Annotated in this window: 17 protein-coding genes, 3 tRNA genes and 1 pseudogene; 14 read left to right on the top strand and 7 right to left on the bottom strand. The window is 51.6% G+C overall.

Annotation, left to right across the window (positions count from 1 at the left end; genetic code table 11):
* The first annotated feature begins 60 nt into the window (after positions 1-60).
* The 3 genes from B0W44_RS11975 to B0W44_RS11985 all read left to right on the top strand — a co-directional run bounded on the left by B0W44_RS11975 (position 61) and on the right by B0W44_RS11985 (position 7882).
* Complete coding sequence (locus tag B0W44_RS11975) at positions 61-3453, top strand: PD-(D/E)XK nuclease family protein (protein WP_077720238.1); 3393 nt, start codon at positions 61-63, stop codon at positions 3451-3453.
* A 318-nt stretch (positions 3454-3771) separates the two neighbouring features.
* Entirely contained in the window at positions 3772-7356 is a 3585-nt protein-coding gene (locus tag B0W44_RS11980) for a UvrD-helicase domain-containing protein (protein ID WP_077720239.1), read from the top strand.
* 19 nt (positions 7357-7375) lie between these two features.
* Positions 7376-7882 (top strand): YkvA family protein, encoded by a 507-nt coding sequence (locus B0W44_RS11985; RefSeq protein WP_077720240.1) that lies wholly within the window; start codon positions 7376-7378, stop codon positions 7880-7882.
* Positions 7883-8111: 229 nt separating this feature from the next.
* Here the strand turns inward: B0W44_RS11985 and B0W44_RS11990 are convergent, their stop codons facing one another.
* Complete coding sequence (locus B0W44_RS11990; protein WP_077720241.1) at positions 8112-8774, bottom strand: SGNH/GDSL hydrolase family protein; 663 nt, start codon at positions 8772-8774, stop codon at positions 8112-8114.
* Between the two features lie 199 nt (positions 8775-8973).
* On the opposite strand from B0W44_RS11990, the gene B0W44_RS11995 reads away from it, so the two are divergent.
* The 3 genes from B0W44_RS11995 (at position 8974) to B0W44_RS18985 (ending at position 12124) form a co-directional block, all read left to right on the top strand.
* Complete coding sequence (locus tag B0W44_RS11995) at positions 8974-10377, top strand: hypothetical protein (protein WP_077720242.1); 1404 nt, start codon at positions 8974-8976, stop codon at positions 10375-10377.
* Positions 10378-10447: 70 nt separating this feature from the next.
* Entirely contained in the window at positions 10448-10918 is a 471-nt protein-coding gene (locus tag B0W44_RS12000; RefSeq protein WP_077720243.1) for a hypothetical protein, read from the top strand.
* A gap of 189 nt (positions 10919-11107) precedes the next feature.
* Positions 11108-12124 (top strand): resuscitation-promoting factor, encoded by a 1017-nt coding sequence (locus tag B0W44_RS18985; RefSeq protein WP_077720244.1) that lies wholly within the window; start codon positions 11108-11110, stop codon positions 12122-12124.
* Positions 12125-12387: 263 nt separating this feature from the next.
* Here B0W44_RS18985 and B0W44_RS12010 read toward each other — a convergent pair whose 3' ends face one another.
* Positions 12388-12618 carry a hypothetical protein gene (locus B0W44_RS12010; protein ID WP_077720245.1) on the bottom strand — a complete coding sequence of 77 codons (231 nt, stop codon included), beginning with the start codon at positions 12616-12618 and terminating at the stop codon, positions 12388-12390.
* 170 nt (positions 12619-12788) lie between these two features.
* On the opposite strand from B0W44_RS12010, the gene B0W44_RS12015 reads away from it, so the two are divergent.
* On the top strand, positions 12789-13019 hold the full coding sequence (locus tag B0W44_RS12015; protein ID WP_077720246.1) for a hypothetical protein: 231 nt from the start codon (positions 12789-12791) through the stop codon (positions 13017-13019).
* Positions 13020-13051: 32 nt separating this feature from the next.
* Here the strand turns inward: B0W44_RS12015 and B0W44_RS12020 are convergent, their stop codons facing one another.
* The 4 genes from B0W44_RS12020 to B0W44_RS12035 all read right to left on the bottom strand — a co-directional run bounded on the left by B0W44_RS12020 (position 13052) and on the right by B0W44_RS12035 (position 15249).
* Complete coding sequence (locus B0W44_RS12020) at positions 13052-13408, bottom strand: hypothetical protein (protein ID WP_077720247.1); 357 nt, start codon at positions 13406-13408, stop codon at positions 13052-13054.
* A gap of 75 nt (positions 13409-13483) precedes the next feature.
* Positions 13484-13915 carry a GNAT family N-acetyltransferase gene (locus B0W44_RS12025; protein ID WP_077720248.1) on the bottom strand — a complete coding sequence of 144 codons (432 nt, stop codon included), beginning with the start codon at positions 13913-13915 and terminating at the stop codon, positions 13484-13486.
* Positions 13916-13932: 17 nt separating this feature from the next.
* The gene (locus B0W44_RS12030) at positions 13933-14448 is read right to left on the bottom strand and encodes a 2'-5' RNA ligase family protein (RefSeq protein WP_077720249.1); all 516 of its coding nucleotides are present in this window, start codon (positions 14446-14448) and stop codon (positions 13933-13935) included.
* 78 nt (positions 14449-14526) lie between these two features.
* Complete coding sequence (locus tag B0W44_RS12035) at positions 14527-15249, bottom strand: alpha/beta hydrolase (protein WP_077720250.1); 723 nt, start codon at positions 15247-15249, stop codon at positions 14527-14529.
* A 101-nt stretch (positions 15250-15350) separates the two neighbouring features.
* Between B0W44_RS12035 and B0W44_RS12040 the strand changes: the two genes are divergently transcribed.
* From B0W44_RS12040 to B0W44_RS12060, 6 genes and pseudogenes are all read left to right on the top strand, one after another.
* The gene (locus tag B0W44_RS12040; protein ID WP_077720251.1) at positions 15351-15896 is read left to right on the top strand and encodes a phosphatidylglycerophosphatase A family protein; all 546 of its coding nucleotides are present in this window, start codon (positions 15351-15353) and stop codon (positions 15894-15896) included.
* 250 nt (positions 15897-16146) lie between these two features.
* The gene (locus B0W44_RS18205) at positions 16147-16314 is read left to right on the top strand and encodes a hypothetical protein (protein WP_169835344.1); all 168 of its coding nucleotides are present in this window, start codon (positions 16147-16149) and stop codon (positions 16312-16314) included.
* Between the two features lie 174 nt (positions 16315-16488).
* Positions 16489-16565 (top strand) — tRNA-Asp (locus B0W44_RS12045).
* Positions 16566-16575: 10 nt separating this feature from the next.
* Positions 16576-16652, top strand: a tRNA-Ile gene (locus B0W44_RS12050).
* A gap of 13 nt (positions 16653-16665) precedes the next feature.
* Positions 16666-16740: transfer RNA gene (locus tag B0W44_RS12055), tRNA-Val, on the top strand.
* Between the two features lie 233 nt (positions 16741-16973).
* Positions 16974-17557, top strand: a pseudogene (locus B0W44_RS12060) (GrpB family protein).
* 20 nt (positions 17558-17577) lie between these two features.
* Here the strand turns inward: B0W44_RS12060 and B0W44_RS12065 are convergent.
* The gene (locus B0W44_RS12065; RefSeq protein WP_077720252.1) at positions 17578-18318 is read right to left on the bottom strand and encodes a CPBP family intramembrane glutamic endopeptidase; all 741 of its coding nucleotides are present in this window, start codon (positions 18316-18318) and stop codon (positions 17578-17580) included.
* 682 nt (positions 18319-19000) lie between these two features.
* On the opposite strand from B0W44_RS12065, the gene B0W44_RS12070 reads away from it, so the two are divergent.
* Positions 19001-19561 carry an NADPH-dependent FMN reductase gene (locus B0W44_RS12070; protein ID WP_077720253.1) on the top strand — a complete coding sequence of 187 codons (561 nt, stop codon included), beginning with the start codon at positions 19001-19003 and terminating at the stop codon, positions 19559-19561.
* The last annotated feature ends 683 nt before the right edge of the window (positions 19562-20244 follow it).

Consider the following 20244-nt stretch of genomic DNA (forward strand, 5'->3'; position numbering starts at 1 on the left):
AGTGGGTAATGAACCACCATATTGAATAGATTGACGGGAGAGACAGGGGAGGTACTTGTAGTGAAGCGGTTGTATACGGGGCCGTTCTCTGCCCGGCTGCGGCACGTATGGGTGGAGCGGGCGCGTAAGATGCCGACGGAGCAGTGGCTGTGGATACTGCCGACGCGGCATTTGCTCCAGACGGTGCGCGAGATGCTGTTGGAAGGCCGCGGCGGGCTGGTGGACGTGCCGCTCTTGACGTTTGACGACATCGCCGCGCGCCTGGTGAAACACGTCCACAGGCGGACGCTGTTTCTCAATCCGTACGCGCGGGAAAAACTGGTGGAGAAGCTGCTGGAACGTCACGCCGATGATCCCCGCCTGTACGTGTTCCAGCCGATTCTCGATCAACCGGGCCTGGCCCGATCCCTTGCCCACGCCATCGGGGAGATGAAGCGGTCAGGGTTGACGGAACAAGCCGTGGCCTCGTACTTACAGCGGGATCGGTCGGATCAACCGTCCGCCAGGCGGCAGCAAGCCCTCGCTTTTTTGTTTTTGCGTTACCAAGAGGCATTACACTTAGGAGACGGAAACCGTACTGGTGTCGATCCAGAGGAATTGCTGCTCAAGGCGTGCCACATTCTCGAAGGACGTCACACCCTCGATCACTCACTGGTTGACCGGTTGTCGTTTACCGATATACATACGTTGTGGGTGGACCATTTTACCGATTTTACGCCGCTACAAATGCGGCTGTTGCGCTCCCTCGTCAAAGCGTCTGCCGAAGTCGGCATTTACATCCCGTTTCCCTGGGAGAAAGGGGGGCAACTGCCACAACTGACGGCACAGTTGCACGAGACGGTGCGCGCTCTGGAACAGTGGGGGCTGGAGCGTGTAGAGCTCTCCGGGCGTTCGCAGACGGCAGCGCGGGAACAGTTGGAGAGGGACTGGCTCTCTGGCGCATCGACTGCACCGCTCGCTCCTCCCCACCTGTTGGAACGAAGCGGGGTGACAGACGGAAACGAGGAAGGGACTGCCTGTGCGCCGGAGGGGTTGGAATGTTTGCCCGCCTGCACACGGAAGCGGGAAATCGAGACGGTTGCCAAAGAGATCAAACGCATCGTTCGCGCAGAAGGCATCGCCCCAAGCGATATTGTCATCGTCGTCAAAGACGAAAGCTATAAACCGCTCATCCACGATGTCATGCAGCGAGACGGGGTGCCCCTGTACGACCATGAACAGGTCGGTTTGCACGAAACGGCCATGGCGCGGCAGCTCGTGTCGCTGCTGCGCCTTGCCGTATCCGATTGGGAACGGCGCGATCTGATCTGCCTGGCTGAGGGAGGGTACTTACGCTGGCAACACCGTCCGCCCTACGGGTTGGAGACGTGGGTGAAAAAAGTCGGCATCGACAAAGGCCGGACGAACTGGCAAAACGCCTGCAAGCGGGAGTTGGGCCGCCTGGAATGGCTAGAACAGGAAGCGCAAGGTGCCGATTGGGAGCCGGCGGAGCGGGAGAGGCGGCTAAAGCAACTGGCACGACAGAGACAGAACGTACAGCGCATCCTCGCCTGGTTCGACGAATTACAGCAGATTGAGGAGGCGTGGGCATCGGCCGCATCGTGGTCCGCATTTGTCAAAGCTGTTGAACGGATGTGGGACGAGCTGGATGTGGAAGGGTGCGTCAAGCGCGTGTGGAGTCGTCATTTAAAACGGGGAGAGGTAAACGGGTATCGCCGCGATTGGGACGCGTATCGCACCCTTTGTGATACGTTGCAAGAAATGAAAGAGATGGAAGGGCTCATCCCGGAGAGCAGCCGCACGTCCCGCGACGCGTTCGTGCGGGAATTGAGCGCTCTCCTGTCCCGAAAACGGGTCACTGTCACCTTCGGTCACACCGGGGGCGTACGCCTCATGGACCCGTCAGGCGTAAGAGGGGCCAGTTTCGACACGGTGTTCATCATCGGACTGAATGAAGGCAGTTTTCCGGTCCACCATGCTGAAGACTGGCTCATCCGCGATGCAGAACGGGTGGCGTTTCACGGAGGACAAGCCCGTTTGCCGGCCAGTTACGCCCACAACGAGATGGAACAGCTGTTTTTTGAGATGGCGGTCTGCACGGCGCGGCGACGCTTAATTCTCTCCTACGTTTCACCTGAAGGGAATGAGGAAATGTTGCGTTCGCGTTTTTTGGATCAGTTGGAACGCCAGTACGCCACAGGCCCCTGGCTGTCCCCACCCCGGTTCAAAGAAGCGATGGAGAGCCGTTTGTACGCCGAAGAGGCGAGGGATGTGACTTCTCCCCAAGAGTACCGGCACTGGTTTATGGCCAAATGGGCGGAAGGGGGAGAGGCGTTTCAGCAATCGCTCGTCCAAACGGACGATCCCGTCTACAGGGAAGAGCGGCCAGCTCTCTGTCAGCTGGTGGAGCGCGCGGAGATTGAGCAGGAACGTTACCGGCCGACTTACGGGCGATGGGATGGCCATTTGCTCGACCCCCGCATTCACGCCCGGCTCCGTCAGGAGTTTTCTCCGGACCGCACCTACAGCGTGTCGCAGCTCAACGATTACGCCGCGTGTCCGCTGCACTTTTTCTTCTCCCGCGTTCTCGGCGTCGAACCACTGGAAGAGACGGAACAGACGTTGTCTCCCCTCGATGCCGGAAACGTGCTGCACGAAGTATTGCGTCGTCTGTTGGCTTCCCGCTTGGATCGGCACATGTGTGATGTCCCCTTAGAAGAGTGGCAGGCGACCCTTCGTTCCGTGTTCCAGGAGGTGACAGCAACGTGGGAGCACGAACAGGCCCACGCGTTGCCGCCCCTGTGGCCGTTGGAAAAGAAGCGGTTGTCCCGGATGCTGGAGCAGTGGTTGCAACACGAATACAAAAGACAGGGACGACGGCGCTTTAAGCCGCGTCACGTAGAGTTTTCGTTCGGACTTCCCCGCGGCAGGGAGGGCGTCGACAGGCATTCGAGCGAACACCCGATTTCCCTGTCCTTAAGGGGCGAGACGCTCCGGTTGGTGGGGCGGATTGATCGCATCGATCACGACGAAGACGGGCACTTCGTGCTGTACGACTACAAACTGTCGACGATGCGTTACGAAGGGTGCCAGAACGTGGAGGAGACGACGAACTTCCAACTGCCGTTGTACGTGCTCGCCTACCGTCGCTGGCTGGAAGAACAAGGGCGTCCGGGAAAGCCCGTTGGCGCCGGTTTTTACGGACTGCGCGCCCAAGACAAGTACAAAAAAATCGGCATCTGGGAGGAGGCGTCGCTCACCGACCTCGGGTTAGGCAAGTTGCGGTCGGGGGTAGCTGACGACGTCGTGCAAGTGGCAGAGACAGCCTTGGAACGGGTGGCCGACTTGTTGGACGGCATCCGCCACGGCCGGTTTTACATGCTGCCGGAACACGAACCGAACCCGTATTACGGCGATGAGGCCCTGTACCGCCATCAAGGGATAAAGCGTTAACCGGCTGGTTACCTGACTGGCAATTGTGTGAGCAAGCGATGGTGCACGGGTCCACCGTGGATAAGAAAAACGTGTAGGCGTCATTCGCAGCGGGAGAGAGATGTCTTAAGGCCATGGAAGACTGCATCCTTGAATGGACGAGATCCTTATCGAAACGGCAGCGTGGAGATCCGCTTCAAAGGCCGTGCCCTCGAACGGCCACCTTTTTTTGGAATGGCCTCAAGACACCTCCTCTCCGCGCCCGGTCACACCATGTTCATACGATTGCCAGTGCCGTCACAACATTAACGTCTGTCTTTCTGAAAGGGGTGGAACGAAGTGAATGGGAGTGTCCCCATACGTCACATCACACGCGATCCCGCTCCACAGCCGGGACAACAGCGGGCGATTGAACTGATCGACCGCGATGTCATCGTCTCGGCCGGTGCCGGGTCGGGCAAGACGTGGGTGTTGACCGAACGGTATATCGAAATGCTCAACTACGGAACCCGGCCGGAGCAAATCGCCGCCATCACCTTCACGAAAAAAGCGGCGGCAGAAATGAAAGGGCGCATTCGCCAGGCGATTGCCAAGATGGAGGAAACGTCGGCAAGTTCAGAGGAGGCGGCTTATTGGAACCGGTGCAAACAAGAGTTGGAGCGGGCGGTCATTACGACGATTCACGGCTTTTGCACCCGACTGCTGAAGGACGCCCCGCTGGAAGCGGGCGTAGACCCCGCGTTTCACGTCTTAGACGAGAAAGAGGCCGTCCTGTTGGAACGGGAGGTGTTCACAGAAGCCGTCGACACGTGGCTCCAGGAGTCAGGGGCTCGCGCCGAACGCGTGTACCGGGAACTGGGTGACCGCCGCACCGTCATTCGGAACATTTTGGCCTTGCACCACCACATGCGCACTTATCACGTGCGGGAAGAGGACATTTTAAGCGAAACGTTTGCCACGCTGGACGAGCGGAAGGAACGGTTTCACGCCATAAGGGAAGAACTGCTGCAACTGGCGGATGACGCTCTGGCATGTGTGGAGGAACTTCTCGACGAGCGCGAGCATCCGCCCAACTATCTAACCGATGCCCATGCCTGGCTGACCAATCTCGTCTCCGCCATCAACCGGACGGCCGGCTGGGACGGAACGTATGAGCGGGAGACGGCCGACGTCTTCGTTTCACTGAAAGGGAACATGTGGCGGAACACGGGGCCGGACCACCTGAAGGCGCTGCACGGACAGTTAAAGGAAAAGGTGGCGGAGTGGCTGCTCTACACTGAAGCGCCTGCATACCGGGAACTGTTGCGCGACATCGTCAGCTTGACCACCAGCGCGGCAGAAAAGTACCGGGAAGCGAAGCGCCGCAAACAAGGGCTGGACTTCCACGATCTGGAGCAGGTGACGACGGACATGCTCTCCCGCCATCCGGAAGTGGCGGAGCGGTGGCGGCAGACGCTGCATTACGTCATGGTGGACGAGTTCCAAGATACGAACAGTCTGCAAAAGGACATCCTCGACAGGCTCATCGGCAGTGACGGGCGAGTGAAGCAGTTCGTCGTCGGTGACGGGAAACAGTCCATCTACCAATTCCGCGGCGCCGACGTGGCCGTCTTCAACCGGACCGATGCCGACATACGGCAGAGCGGGGGAGCCGCCGTTTCCCTCGACGTCAACTTTCGCACCCAGCACCGGCTCATCCACTACATCAATTCCCTGTTCGCCTTCCTCATGCAAAAAGAAGAAGGGGACCCTGACTACGCTGTTGCTTACGAACCGCTCGTCGCCCACCGCAAGCCTCCACACGACCGTCCGGCAGTAGAATTGCTGGCGACGGCGATTCCGAAGGACAGTGACGACGATGCGCGGCAGATGGAGGCTGAGCGGGTGGCACGGCGCATCCGACTGATGGTTGAGGGAAAAGAGCCCCTCGTGTGGGAGGCACGAGGCGGGGAAGAGAAGCCGCGGCCAGTGGAATACCGGGATATCGCCCTCCTTTTGGCGACGCGGACGCACTTGGACGTGTACGAGCAAGCGCTCCTGAACGAAGGGATTCCGTACACTGTCGTCGGCGGACGCGGCTTTTACCGTAAACAAGAAGTGCTCGATGTGCTGAACGTGTTGAAGTTCGTGCAAAACCGGGACGATGAACTGGCCCTGTTGGGGTTTTTGCGTTCGCCGTTCGTGCACTTAAGCGATGAGACGCTGTACTGGCTGACCCGGGAACAGCGGCTGTCCCGAGCCTTTTTTTACCTCGAGACCCCGCCGAGAGAAGTGGAGCCAGTCGAGTGGGAACGGCTGCTCCAGGCGCGGGAACGCTACTTGCGTTGGGAACAGCTGAAGCAGACCGATAACGTCTACCGCCTGATGCGCTCGATACTGGACGACAGCGGGTACATATCGGTGCTGCTGGCGCTGCCGAACGGGGAGCAGGCGGCACTCAATGTGGAGAAACTGCTGGACATCGCCCGGGAATCTGACGGACAAGGTTTGACCTTGTTCGACTTTTTGGCCCGGATGGAGACGCTGCGCGAGGAAGGGATGGAAGAGACGGAAGCCGAGTGGATTCGCGACCGGGGCAATGCGATGGTGATCATGACGGTCCACGCTTCTAAGGGTCTCGAATTTCCAGTTGTCGTGCTTCCCGACTTGTCCCGCAACGTCTTGCAAAAGGGAGCGCTGAGCCCGCGGGTGTTGTACGCCCCGGGTCACGGGCTCGCTGTGAAAACGTTCCGGGAGAGCGGGGAAGCGGAAGGGGACGGGCTGTTCGACAGCTTGAGCGAAATGGCGCGAGATCGGGAGCTGAAGGAGGCGTACCGCCTGTTTTACGTCGCCGTCACCCGGGCACGCGACTACTTGCTCCTTGCCGGTTCGCAGAAAGAGCAGAAGCGCCCGAGTGAATCGTTGAAGCACCAATGGCTGGACTGGGTCGTCAAGCATTTGGGAGCCAAACAACTGAGCGACCTTCCCCCCGGGGTTCTGTCCCTTGACACGGACTGGTCGTTAAAGGTAACGTGGGAGTTGGATGAGGCAGAAGACGAACGACGTGAAGACACCGCTGCTGATACTGTGTCCGTGAAAAAAGAGAAGGACCTTCCATGGCTTCAACGTGAGGGAGCGACCGCTTTTTACCCGTTGTACGCACCGTTAGATCTTGCACGTGATGCTAAGGGCGGTGACGTTCACTCCGTGTCGGCCTTGATGGACTACACCGAATGTCCCCGCTTATACGTTCTGAAACACTGCCTGAAAATGCCACAGCAGTCTTCTTCAGAACGCAACGGAGTAGAAGCGGAACAACCGGTGAGACGTTTGACGGGGATCGAAGTCGGGAATGTCCTGCACCGCGTCATGGAGCGGGTGGAACAGGAGGTGCCCGTTGACGAGCTTATCGCCGATGCCTGCCAGAGCGAAGGGTTGGACTTCCATACAGACGACGTCGTCCAGACGATTCATGCCATGGTGGACCACTACCGCCACAGTGAGTGGTTTGCGAAAAGCAGACAAGCAAAGCGCGTGTGGAATGAATTGCCTTTCCATTACCGGATCGGCCCCCACACGGTGACGGGCGTCATTGACAAACTGTTTGTCGATGTAAAAGGGGAGGCCACGCTTTTAGATTTTAAGACCAACTGGATTGAGGACGAAAACCATTTAGACCGTTTAGCGGCAGCGTACACAGTCCAAGTGCAAATGTATGCCGCCGTCGTGCAAGAATTGCTCCAACTTCCGGTGAAACAAGCCATCCTCTACTTTTTACAAGGGAATCGCCCGGTGGAAGTAGAGGTCAATGCTCTGCAGTTAGAACAGAAAAAGCGGGAGTGGGAACAGGCGTTAGCTGCGATGCACCGCTTGTCTCTCGAGGGCGCATTGCCGCCTTGTACGGATGAAAGCTGCCACTGCCGCCAATACTTAAATGTTGAATAAAATGGTGAGGTGTTTCTAGATGACACAAGACGGTAATGAAAAGCAAGACAATCCCAACGTCCCCGTCGTTGTATCGATGAATCGCAAGGAACAGCGCTTTTACGACAAGTTGCGCCGCCAGTTGCGGGACAAGTTGAACGAATACCGGGACAAGTTGGGAGAGCGGACAGCGGACTACTTGCTTTTGCTCCCGGATTTGTTCGTCCTGTTCGTTCGCCTGGCGCGGGATAGCCGCGTTCCAAAGGAAACAAAAATCGTGGCCGGGATTACGATCGCGTACTTCATTTCGCCCATCGACCTCATTCCCGACATGATGTTCGGCCTGGGATGGCTGGATGACCTCGTGTTGGCCGTCTACGCGCTGAAGCGGGTGTTATTGGACGTGGAGCAGGAGATCGTGCTGGAGCACTGGACAGGGGATGCCGACTTGCTCGAAAAAGTGCAGGAGATCGTAGAAAAGGCGGACAGTCTCGTCGGAAGCCGCGTCGTGAACGCCATTAAACGGACGCTGTCCAAGGAGAAGTAAACAGGTTGACGGGAGGCGAGGAACGTACACGTCACACACGTGTGCGTTCCTTTCATTTTGTTAGGATTTTGTAAGGAGCAGGAAATATCGAACGTGGTTAAAACGGGCTTAAAGGAGGAGCGGATGAGGCCCCAAAAAGGTGAATGGCAGAATCCGATGAATGGGAAGACCTTTTTGTCGTTCGTGATGGCGGAAAACTTTAAGGTTCACCATCATTGCGATGCGAAGATCATTTCAGCAATTCTCTTGCAAAACAGTGGGCAATAGTGGAATAGCCGTCCACATTGGGGTGGACGGGAGAGCGGCGGCTCAAGGGACGGTACTCTTCCAACCGCCCTGTACGGTAATTTTCCAGGAGGATCGACTCTCTTCCCCGGAAAGCCGCGTACAGATCGGCGACAGGGAACCCGTACCGTTCGGCTGTCGGGCGTATGACACCGTAATTGCAAAATTCCACCGTCTCGACAGCTAATGGCGTCAGCGGAAACGGATTGTAAAACGTCCCGAAGACGACGTTTCCCCTGGCGAGCCAGTGGAGCTGTTCGCAAATGCGGTGAAAGTTGCGGGCTAACGTGTGAACAGCCTCGTCCAAGTACGTGTCGTTTCGCCATAAACGCCATTTGAAGTAGGCGTAAATGAGATCGTTCCCGCCGATGCAGACCGTGACAAACTGGGCGTGACGGACGGTTTCAAATACGCGCGGTGATTGCAACTGATTCAAAAAGCCAGAACTGGACATCCCGTTTTTTCCCCAGTTTCGTCCATACACTGGATGGTGGAAGGACTGTGCCAACCACCTGGTCAAAATAGAAGGGTATCTCTGTTTCTTGCGAACGTTGCGGCCGTTGGTGATAGAATCACCCAGTGCGACGTACATCAACGGATCGTCCATCACCCGTACTCCCTGCACATGAGATACTGTTTATCTTATGTCGTGTGTTAAGACGTGTGACAAACATCAATACGTATCCCGTCAAGTTCGCCGAAGGGAAGAGAACGGGACGTGCTCCCTTAAAACCCCGGCTGAATAGTCTAATACGAACCCGGTATTGACACTGGGTTAGGAGTCTCACTATGGAGGGAGAGGGCGTATGGCGTGGACGATCAGTCATTGGGTTTACTTACTCGGAGCCATTGTCGTTCTGTTCACAATGCTACGGCGAAAAGGAGTGGTCGTCCCATCAATTTTGGCTACATTTTGCCTCGGATTGACTTACCATCACAGTATTGTGGCTGGCATCGGCACCATCTTTCAGGCCAGTCTTTTTTCGGCACAAAAGTTGTTCAACATTTACTTAATCATTGCCGTAATGGTCGGTTTGCTGAAAACGCTGGAAGCGAGTCAAGCGGACCGGTTGATGTTGCGGCCAATCGAGAGATGGATCGTCGGTCCCAATGTGGCGTTCTGCATCCTCGCTATCGTGACGTTCGCCTTGTCCGTTTTTTTCTGGCCGGCTCCAGTTGTTCCCCTCATCGGGGGATTGCTCATTCCGGCAGCGATTCGCGTCGGCCTTCATCCGATGGCAACAGCAATGGTGGTGTCCCTTGCCGGACACGGCATGGCACTCGGCGGTGACGTGGTCATACAAGGTGCACCGAAATTGACAGCTGCATCCTCAGGTTTGCCCGTCGAAACGATCATTTTGCGTGCCGGCGTCCTGTCCTGTGTCGCAGGGATTGTGGCCCTTTCCATTACGTTTTTCATGATGCGTCGTATGAAAACAAATGGCGCTTTTCGTGCGGAAAGACAAGGGAAACCTGTCATCGCGCAAGACATGTTAAACGGAAACCGCTTGTCTGTCAACGATTCAAGCCGTCCGACGGGAAAATCAGCACTCGGCATGGCGATTTTAGTTCCGATTGTGTTGGTCGCCGTCGTAGTTGTCATGGTTTGGCAACATATAACGGGAGACGCGGCGACGGCCCTTTTGGGAGGGACGGCGGCTTTGCTCATCATCCTCGGTTCCTTTTGGAGCGAAGGGTGGAAGGCACTCGATACCGTGGTGCAGCATTTTATTGACGGATTTGTATTTGCCTTTAAGGCGATGGGACCGGTTATTCCAATTGCCGGATTTTTTTTGCTCGGAAGTCCCGATGCATCCCAGGCGGTCCTCGGAGAGCAGGCGAGGGGGTATTTGTTTGACATTTCGATGGGACTGCAAAACGTTGTGGCGGATTTCCCGTTCGTGACCAGTTTGGGCATCCTTACCATCGGTATGTTGACCGGCTTGGACGGTTCCGGATTTTCTGGCTTGCCCCTTGTGGGCACACTGGCGATAGCTATGGGAGGCGGAGAAGTCGATCCTGCTACACTTGCCTCAATCGGTCAAATTGGAGCCGTCTGGACCGGCGGCGGCACACTGGTGGCATGGTCTCCAATTGTCGCCATTGCCGCGTTTGCCAATGTGTCGATCACTGAATTGGTGCGCAAAAGTTTCTTACCCGTGATAACGGGCCTTCTGGTGGCGACCGTTGTCGGGCTCATCGTTTGGTAACAGAAGTCCAAGCAAGCCGCCTCTTTTGAGCATACGGTGTTCATATGCCAACAGAAAAGAGGCGGTTTCCATGCAATGTTCCAACCGCAACCTGCTGCAGAACGGCAATTTTCGGCTAGGCTCCCATCCGTGGAAAGGGCGTAACATTCACTTGACAGCCAATCCACTGGTGGAACACGACTATTCCATGGCAATGGGGAACCTGAACAGTGAAACGCCCAGCCTGCTGTTCCAAACGGTAAGCGGTCCGTTTGAGAGCCAGTGTGCCTACTATCTGTATTTTCGTGTGCTCAATCGCAGTCCCGAGCACATACAACCGCGGTTGTTTGCCGTCGTGTCCTATTTAAGTCGTGACGGGCGCATACAGAGGACGACTCCGCTTCGGGTCCTTCCACCGCATGTGAAACCGCAGCGGTTTAGTTCGTACTTCACAATTGTACCGCCTCCGTCGACGACGACGCGTTCCCTTGTTGTCGTGTTTTACGTCGATCGCGGCACTGTGTTCGTCGACTACATTCGAGTCGCTTCTCACCGTGTGTAAGCCGGGATGAGACATTGTCGATGGATGTCATTTCAACGTGTTCAAAAAATTTTTTGAATCCTGTTATTACAGGGAACGAAAGACGTCGCGGCAATTCGACACAAATTTTGGCAGTGACTCAGTCGGTGAAGTTTGTTATAATGCCTCAAGATTGGCGTTTTCCTCCCGAAACTCCAAAGGAGGCGTTGCATGAAGCGAAAGGTCGTTATAAGTATAGGCATCCTCACTGTCCTCGCTTTGGCCGGAGTGTTCACAAGTTTCGCGATGCAGAAAGAAGTGACCGTCACCTTTAACGACGGGCAAAAGAATATTCTGGCCAAAACGTGGAAGGGAACGCTGGAGGAAGTGTTGGCTGACGCCGGAGTCGATGTCGACGCATTAAAAGCCAAGTACGAGCCAAGTGTTCCTTGGGATCAAGCCATTACCGATGACGTCCACGTTCGGATGACACGTGTATTTAGTGTCACACTCGTCGATGGCGGCGAATCTGCTTCCGTCAAAACGAAACAATTTACGGTTGAAGACTTTTTAGATGAAATGAATGTGACCCTGGGTGAGCTAGACGAAATCAACGTGTCTCTGGACAGTCGAGTTCAGGACGGCATGCACATCGTCGTCGACCGCATTGATAAGAAGGTCAAAACAGAGAAAGACGAGATCCCTTTCGATACGGTTAAGCAAAAAGACGCCAATCTGGTAAAAGGAAAAGAAATCCTCGCCCGCGAAGGAAAAGCCGGAGAAAAAATCACAGAAATTACATACGTCTACAAAAACGGAGAACTCATCGATAAAGATGAAGAAGTCGTCAAAGTAATAGATCCAGTAGACAAAGTCGTCAAAATTGGCACAAAAGAACAACAGACAGAACAAAAAGCGAAGAAAAAAGAGTCTGGAGTAAAACTCGCATCAAGGAAGTCGTCAAACCAATCGTCGTCGTCTGCTAAAAGCACGCCTAAAAGCACGCCATCAGGCAGTGTGTGGGATAAGTTAGCCGCCTGCGAATCTGGAGGCAATTGGTCGGCCAATACCGGTAACGGTTATTACGGCGGCTTGCAGTTCAGTCTAGATTCGTGGCGAGCCGTAGGAGGAAGCGGATACCCCCACGAACACAGCCGGGAAACACAAATTGCGATGGGCAAAAAATTGCAAGCGCGCCAAGGTTGGGATGCCTGGGGGGCGTGCGCGGAGAAACTCGGTTTAAATTAAGCGGGATGAATAAATTATGGGAGGACATTCGCCCGGATGCCACAATGGTATCCGGGCGAATTTTGTTTCATGAAAAGGAAACTTTTTTGAAAACACAACGAAAGTCCGACATTGTAAGCGTTATATTTATATCAAAATAGGTAAAATTACACTAACGGAATCGAGAAGAAGTGTGTATAATAATAATCGAATGACCCCTTTCTAATAGATTCCTCCCTTTGAGCGCTGTCACTTGTGATGGCGCTTCTTTTTTTGTGCGCCCGCTATTTTGTCCACTCGCTCCAATTGGATTCGGTCACGAAGGACGGAATCGCTTTGCCGCTACTGCTCATTCTTTCATACGCTTCATTTAACAGCTTGCGCTCACGCGACTGCTCTTCCGTCAGTTTTCCCTGTCTATCCAGCTGGTTTAATTCCAGGATGCGGTTCTGAATCGCTTTCACCACCGCGGAGGCCTGGGCGTGGGAATCCATCAGCAATATGCGTTTAATCACGACATTACCCTCCATATCGTAAGATCGTGAATGCTATCACAATATCCTGTATTGTTATCATAACGCAAAACATTTACAATATGGTTTAGAAACCGTTAACAATTTGTGAACAATACGATTGGCACATTACAGCCGCACAATCGCCTTGCGCCGTTACAGGAGGCCTAAATATGAAGATGGGTGAACATGATATGTATAGTATTCCACCGTGGTCGGTATTGTATTCGGAACGTCTCCCTGCTAAAGTTGCGATGCGAAATGAAAAGCGTGTGACACCTGTTCAACACATCCCGCCTACAGCGTTGGCTTTAAAACAGTATCAGGGAGATTCAAACGCCGCACGCCTGAAAGATGGAAGGTACACTCTCCAGCAGGGACAGAAAATTGATCGTTACGCGTAAAACAGCATCCGGGATTTTCCCCGGATGCTGTTTTAAGATGGTTTTTCGGACATCGTCTGAAGGTAGGAGGCAATTTCCGCTAGTTTGTGCTGAGCTGCTTCGATGACGGCCTTCGGAATGTGTTGTGTCGATTGAAAGCGACTGGGACCCCGCATTTTGCCAACGTAAGGTCGATCCAGTTGTAACAGTGCACCATCTGTTCCTTTTCCTCCTTTGTGGCGAGCGGGGATGCGCAAAAAATAGACAGTGTGGGACGCCGTGTCTTCAATGTGAATGTGGTAGGTGACGGTTTGGTCTCCGCGACGGGAAAACCCTTGAGACTGGAGGATGTGGTCAATGACGGCAAACGGTTTCACCATTCCGTTGAGCAGCGACTTCTCTAACTCCAAAGGGCAACCTCCTCAACCGGTTCATTTTATAATATACAGTTTTGCCTATAATAACGTATGCACCGACAGCGTGTTTCAATAAAAGGTTTTTTTCATTGCGATGTGCTCAATGTCGGCATCGAAGAAGAGGTCGCCGTAAGCTTTATATCCTAGTCGTTCGTAAAACTGCTGGGCCTGAATTTGCGCGTGCAATTGGATAGAAGTGGCGTTTTTTCGCCGAGCCTCCTCCTCAAGAGCCTGCATCAACAATTTGCCGACCCCGTTCCCGCGGTACGGCTTTAATACGGCAACGCGTTCCGCTTTCACCGTCAGGTGGTCTTTCCAGCGGAGGCGGGCCGTTCCCACCGGCTCTCCATCGATGTAAGCGACAAAGTGCGTCGCTTCGTCCTCGTACTCATCAATCTCGAGTTCCATCGGCACGCGTTGCTCCTCCACAAACACTCGTCGCCGAACACAGAATGCGTCTGATTTGTCCTCAGAGGTGATCTTTTTAACCGATACGTTCACGGGAACTCCTCTTTCATTTACTTCTTTTTATTAAACAGAAACGTTTGGTATACGGTCCACATCTCGTTTTCCATCTGGTACAGAAGGTGGAATCGGTCGATTTCTGCCGTGATGTTTATATCTTTCATGCGCAGTGTTCCGTATATGTCATTTAATTCGGCGTTTGTCATCTCCTGCGCAATGGTCAGATGCGGAACGTAACTGTACGTTTCTTCATCGTATAAAATCCCCTCATTACACTGTTCGTGCAAACGAATGACGGGTTCTTCATTCCGAATGGCCAAGTACACGACATTTGTCGTCGGATGGAAAGTACTCACTTTGTGAAATTCAATTTGAAAAGGTTCTGTACGTTCTGCCACTTTCTCGAGGTGGCTGACGACGTCTTCAAGTTTACGTTCTTTTAACTGAAATGGGTATTTCAACGTAATATGTGGAGGTATCAGTGAATAGCGAGGATCATAGCGTTTCCTGAAAGAATTCGCCAGGTCTTGAACATCCCGTGGCGGGAAAATCACAATACCGTAGTTCATGTAATACAATTCCCTCCTCAAAGATCGTTTATTAAATTATTCGCGTTGGGCAACGGTTTTCCTGCTGGGTTGTCGAAATTATCTGGACCAGAAATAGGCCAGGGCGTCGGGCAGGTTCTTTTGCCACAGTCCCCATGTGTGCCCGCCTTCCTGTTCCTCATAGTGGAACGGAGTGCCTTTTTCTTCTAACAAATTCCGCAGTTTTCGGTTAGCCTGCAGGAAGTCCATCGTTCCCATTGATGTGGAAACGTGACGTTCGTTAGTTCCGACCATGAAGTAGTAGCGAGTTTTATCCAGGTGTCGCGCGTTGTGAAGGGCTGCCGTTGTCGACGGACTGTAGAAAGCACCTGACTGACTGATGACGATTTGAAATTTTTCTGGGTAGTTCCAGGCCAGCTGACAACCGACGACCCCTCCCAGGGAGGAACCGATCGTCGCCCGCTCTTTCGTTCGAAGCTGTAATACACTATTCTCCACGTACGGGATTAATTCTTCGACGACGAACGACAGATACGCTCGATGTCGGTGTCCTTCCGGGTGGTACTCCGCGTTGCGCAATTTTTTGTCCACTGGAATGCCTACTATGACGATGGGTTTTAGTGTCCCATCTCTGTAGCGTTCGTTCGCAATCGTGCGAATCCGGCCCATCGTCAAATAATCTTCGCCGTCGTGTGCATACAGAACAGGATAAGGTTGATCAAGGTCGAAGTCTTCCGGAATGTACAACCAGAACTTCCGCGTTTCCCTTAAAAAACGACTGTCGATCGCATGCCGGGATATTTGGCTGCGCGGTGAAGACATTTAATGACACACTCTCCTTCGGAACACATACCCCTCTCATATGATATTATAAATTTATCCCCCGATAAATACAAAAGAGGGAAGACGAAAGGAGAGGTTTGATGGCAAACATTCAGCGCATTCACAGTAAAGACGTTAAAGAGGCTGCCCTTAAGCGCTTGCGTGATCGAGGGGTTCAGTTAGAAGACATTGCCGATATCGTTTATGAGATGCAGTCTCCGTACAATCGAGACTTGAGTCGTGAACTGTGTCTGGACAGCGTCATTGCCGTGTTAGAAAAAAGGGAGATTCAGCATGCGATTTTGGTCGGAGTCGAACTGGACCAGTTAGCGGAGAAAGGCCTTCTCTCGGAACCGTTACAATCGATTGTCGAAGCGGATGAAGGGTTGTTTGGGTGTGACGAGACGTTAGCTCTGGGCTCCGTGTTCGGCTACGGCAGCATCGCTGTGACGACGTTCGGATATTTGGACAAACAGAAAGTCGGCATCATACGAAACTTGGACAATAAAAAAGGAAAAAAGATTCACACGTTTTTAGACGATCTTGTGGCCAGTATCGCTTCTTCAGCTTCAAGCCGTCTGGCTCACCAAATGCGGGACAGAGAGGAGGCGGAAGGCAGTATTTCGGGGGAGAAAAGTGCCGGTTAACGAAAACAGTGCATAAAAACAGCCGAGACAGGAGGCTCGGCATGACACGAATGAGGAGGAAACATGATAGGCGACTGTTGGCCAAAAATTTGCGGCCAACCCCTTCATTGTGTTTTATGATATCGTATGTTCCCTGAAAGCGATTAGCTTGGGCATCAAGTCGATTTGTGCGTTTGCCAGGAGACATGATTAAAAAAAGGATGAACCGCGAACGATAAACATACAGGCAGTGATGAAGGGGGATTGCGCCATGATGGCTTGGATATACTGGGCAAAATTGTACGAATCGAAGTTTCAGGCTCGCTGCTTGGCTGCCCGCCTGCGAGAAGATTGGTGGATCAACGGTTACGACGGCCCAGCTGAAGTCGAAGTGTTCCGCTCGCGAAAAGGACGTTACGGCGTCAAATATATGTGGTAACAGAAGGATGGGGCTGGCAGACGCTCTTTACATGAAGTGTGTCACCCAAACAAAAATGTTGAGGCGATCTCTTGCAAAGCAGGCCTTAATGGTGTATATTAATGTTTGTCATTGTCATAAACGTCACGGTTAAGCGTAGGCCGAAATTTCTAAATTGGTGCTCACGTTAGGTGTGGAGCTGTGGTGTAGAGGCCTAACATGCCTGCCTGTCACGCAGGAGATCGCGGGTTCGAATCCCGTCAGCTCCGCCACGACATTCTTGGGCCTATAGCTCAGCTGGTTAGAGCGGTCGGCTCATAACCGATTGGTCACAGGTTCGAATCCTGTTAGGCCCACCACTCCGATACTTACGGGCGGTTAGCTCAGTGGGAGAGCGCCACCTTGACACGGTGGAGGTCGGAAGTTCGATCCTTCTACCGCCCACCACTTTAAACCCTTGGGTATCAAGGGTTTTCTTATTTTGGCAGGTGTTATCTTGGTAAGGGAAACGAGATTTGAGGACAAATGGGGGACATCATAGGTATCCATCGTGATACGAATCTCGGTATGTCCACGTCGCTCTGAAATGATTTTGGCATGGACACCTTGGTGAACACCCGCTTCACGACCAATGCCGACCTGCCAGGCGAATCGCCATGAAGGGCGATTAATTGGCGTTGATGCGCGATAGTTCAAAATCTAAAAATGAGGAAAGACTTCAGGAAGTAACAGTAGGAGAACTAAAACCTCATAACGCCCCCATTACACTCGTTGACTATGATCCGAAATGGCCGAAGTTATTTGACCGGGAGGCTAAAAGAATTTACTCCATACTCGGTAAAAAGGTACTTCAGTTGGAGCATGTTGGATCAACTTCAGTGCCAGGTTTATGTGCTCTAAGCCAATTATTGATATTCTATTGGTTGTCAAGGATTCTGCTGACGAAAGGGCTTACGTTCCTGACCTGGAGGAGGCAGGCTACACTTTACGCATTCGAGAACCTGGTTGGTTTCAACACCGACTTTTTAAAGGCCCTGACGCAGATATTCACTTACACGTGTTTAGTAAAGGATCTTCTGAGAATGACCGAATGCTGCGATTTCGCAATTGGCTGAGAATTAATCGCTCCGACCGAGAGAAGTATGCAAGGGTAAAGCGTAAATTAGCTGACCGTAAATGGAAACACGTCCAAGACTATGCGGATGCCAAAAGTTCAATCGTACAGGAAATTATGGAGAGAGCAAACGCAGTCGATGACGCTTGAAAATTTCCAAGCGTTCACAGTCATGTTTGTTTTTCCGTTACATTTTCTCCTAATTGTGCAAAAAAGTCGATTAAGAAATGGAAAACAATCAGTGGTAAAATTGACCCTAAACCAATATAGAGGATAGAAAAAACCATTCCCATCACTGTCGTCCTTAAAACCCCCGTTATCAAGCCCTGGTAAGTGTGGGCGAGACCAAACAGGAATGAGGCTAAAAGCGTAATTAGCCAAATTGAAAAATGAGGAAATAAGAATGCTAAAGCAGAGATTAAAAATCCTCTATATATAATTTCTTCGGTTACGGCTGCGGTGATTGAAACGTAATTCCACAACTTCCTCTCTTTCTTAGTTGTCGGAAGTATTTCTGAGAAAGCTGCTTTTTCCCATTCTTTTTCTTTTACTTGCAATAATTGATTTTTAATCTTCGCACTATAACGGTAGCCAATTAAGTAGTACAAGATAACAAATAAATAAAATAACGCAATACCGAATGCGGAATAGGTAATAACTGGGCCAAAAATCTCGGTGTTAATCGCTGGCCATGTTAATCCAATATCCTTATAAGTCAGGTCGGTAAATGCAGCTAAAAGTAATATAAATATGGCGGGAACCCAAAGACCTATAATTGAATGGATATAGTAATGGATTCTTGCTTTTTCGTTCGTTTTGACATCTAATTTGAATTTTCGAAAATCAACATAACCAACAATCGGTTCATACAATAAAGTAAAAATGATGACTAACCAAAAAGCAAATTCCACATCTCTACCCCATTTCCTAATTTTATTCCACGCCAGCTTTTATTCTTGTTCATAAGGGAGCTTTGCGACATCTGTTTTAATCTGACCAGTCGGTTTAATAGCTGGCAAAAAAAATTGAGAGCACCCCTCTGAGGAAGTACGTAACCGATGGGGATACTGGCCATTCCATTGTATCTTCGTCGATTAACTAAAGAAACAACTCATCCTGACTTTTAAAGCGATAAAAAATACCCCCTTTGCTTACACTGCCGTATCGTACTAAATTCCGTGGAAGTGCCTGAATACGACTTCTGATATAAAACGGTTCTTTTGCTCTCTCCAAAAATATCGTGCTTTTTTATCCTTCCGCAGTTGTCATGGTGCCAGATTCTAAACCGACTGTTTGGTTTAATTTTATATTATTCGATACTTTTTTGCAACCGACATTTTTTCGCGTTCTCCAAAGTGCCACCACAACATCCGAGTACCCTTTTTGAAAAAAAGGGCATCCAGTTTGTTGGCAGCCTCACGGCCTGACGACCTTAACACATGGCCCACAAGTATCCGTGATGTCAAATTTGCGGGAGTGGTCATCGAGCGATACAATGTACTTATCCGCGCGTGTCATCAGGAGGTGGATGTGCGAATACCGTTGCACGGTCAAATTTGAACATCCGTAACTCTAAATGAAAGGGATGGTTATGTGACAAAAATAGGTGTATTAGTCGGCAGTTTGCGAAAGGAATCTTTCTCTAAAAAAATTGCGTCCAATGTCGTATCCCTCTTTCCTGAAGGATACGAGACAGAGTTTATTGAGATTGGCAATCTGCCTTTATATAATCAGGATTATGATGATGAAAACAGGGTTCCGAAAGAATATACGGCATTTCGCAACAAAGTAAAGGAGCTTGATGCGGTTATATTTGTAACGCCTGAATATAACCGGTCTGTGCCTGCTGTATTAAGTAATGCTCTGGATGTCGGTTCCCGTCCCAAGACGGATAATGTATGGAACGGGAAGCCAGCCGCCATTATCAGTCAGTCTCCAGGAAATTTGGGAGGATTCGGCGCCAATCATCATTTACGTCAAATCTTGACGGCTGTCAATATGCCGGTAGTCCAACATCCTGAAGTCTACATTTTCAATACACCGAAGCTATTAGATGAAGAGGGAAAGATAAACAACGAGGGAACCATTCAATTTTTACAGACTTTTGTAGATGCCTTTGTCGGATTGATTAAGAGAAATCTTGAATATGCATAGTAAACGCGGGGGTTCGGCGACAAATTGGCGACAAATTAAGGTCTTCTCTTCCTTGATCCTAAATGCCGCCGAGTAAACCGTGACACGCACCCGTGTACATAGTCGCCATTTGTGGTATGATAAGAGTGGGAAGTGAATACCATAATCAAGACCGCAGGTGCTGTCACACCTACGGTCATCGCACAATAGACCGTGCCCCGCCAAAGGGGCGGCTCAGTTAGTCAGACAATGACCTCCTAAGCCCGCTAAAGCTCAAGGGAGGTCATTAGTCCTTTTTGGACATCATGAACGCGACCAACATCCCAAATGCGATCAGAAGAGACAGCACCTGAAAAGTGGTCATACGCCTCACCCCCTCTCTATCTACAGGGGATGAGCCGCCTCCCTTGAGAAGCCGACCTATTGCATTTTAAGTCTACCATATTGTTCACCTGAATGAATCGCAATTGCATAAAAAATCCCACAATCGCCTTGCTGCTAAGAGCGCATGTTTTTAGGTATTAATGCGTGTGAGCGTTGGCTGTCACACCTTTAATTTTTGTCATCACAAACGCAGATGAGCAGGAAGATAACATTTATTTTATAAACGCTGAAATTTATAAATCAATGCGTTACTCATTTTGAAAGAAAGTGTATTTAAATCAAAAAAATATAGAATTATTTAAATTAACTGTTGCGTTCGC

It is taken from the genome of Novibacillus thermophilus, from assembly GCF_002005165.1.
GTDB classification, from domain to species: Bacteria; Bacillota; Bacilli; order Thermoactinomycetales; family Novibacillaceae; genus Novibacillus; species Novibacillus thermophilus.

Excerpts from the sequence above, each read along its gene's own strand:
- B0W44_RS11985 (WP_077720240.1), top strand. The coding sequence starts at position 7,376 with ATGACACAAGACGGTAATGAAAAGCAAGACAATCCCAACGTCCCCGTC.
- B0W44_RS11990 (WP_077720241.1), bottom strand. The coding sequence starts at position 8,774 with ATGGACGATCCGTTGATGTACGTCGCACTGGGTGATTCTATCACCAAC.
- B0W44_RS11995 (WP_077720242.1), top strand. The coding sequence starts at position 8,974 with ATGGCGTGGACGATCAGTCATTGGGTTTACTTACTCGGAGCCATTGTC.
- B0W44_RS12000 (WP_077720243.1), top strand. The coding sequence starts at position 10,448 with ATGCAATGTTCCAACCGCAACCTGCTGCAGAACGGCAATTTTCGGCTA.
- B0W44_RS18985 (WP_077720244.1), top strand. The coding sequence starts at position 11,108 with ATGAAGCGAAAGGTCGTTATAAGTATAGGCATCCTCACTGTCCTCGCT.
- B0W44_RS12015 (WP_077720246.1), top strand. The coding sequence starts at position 12,789 with ATGAAGATGGGTGAACATGATATGTATAGTATTCCACCGTGGTCGGTA.
- B0W44_RS12030 (WP_077720249.1), bottom strand. The coding sequence starts at position 14,448 with ATGAACTACGGTATTGTGATTTTCCCGCCACGGGATGTTCAAGACCTG.
- B0W44_RS12035 (WP_077720250.1), bottom strand. The coding sequence starts at position 15,249 with ATGTCTTCACCGCGCAGCCAAATATCCCGGCATGCGATCGACAGTCGT.
- B0W44_RS12040 (WP_077720251.1), top strand. The coding sequence starts at position 15,351 with ATGGCAAACATTCAGCGCATTCACAGTAAAGACGTTAAAGAGGCTGCC.
- B0W44_RS18205 (WP_169835344.1), top strand. The coding sequence starts at position 16,147 with ATGATGGCTTGGATATACTGGGCAAAATTGTACGAATCGAAGTTTCAG.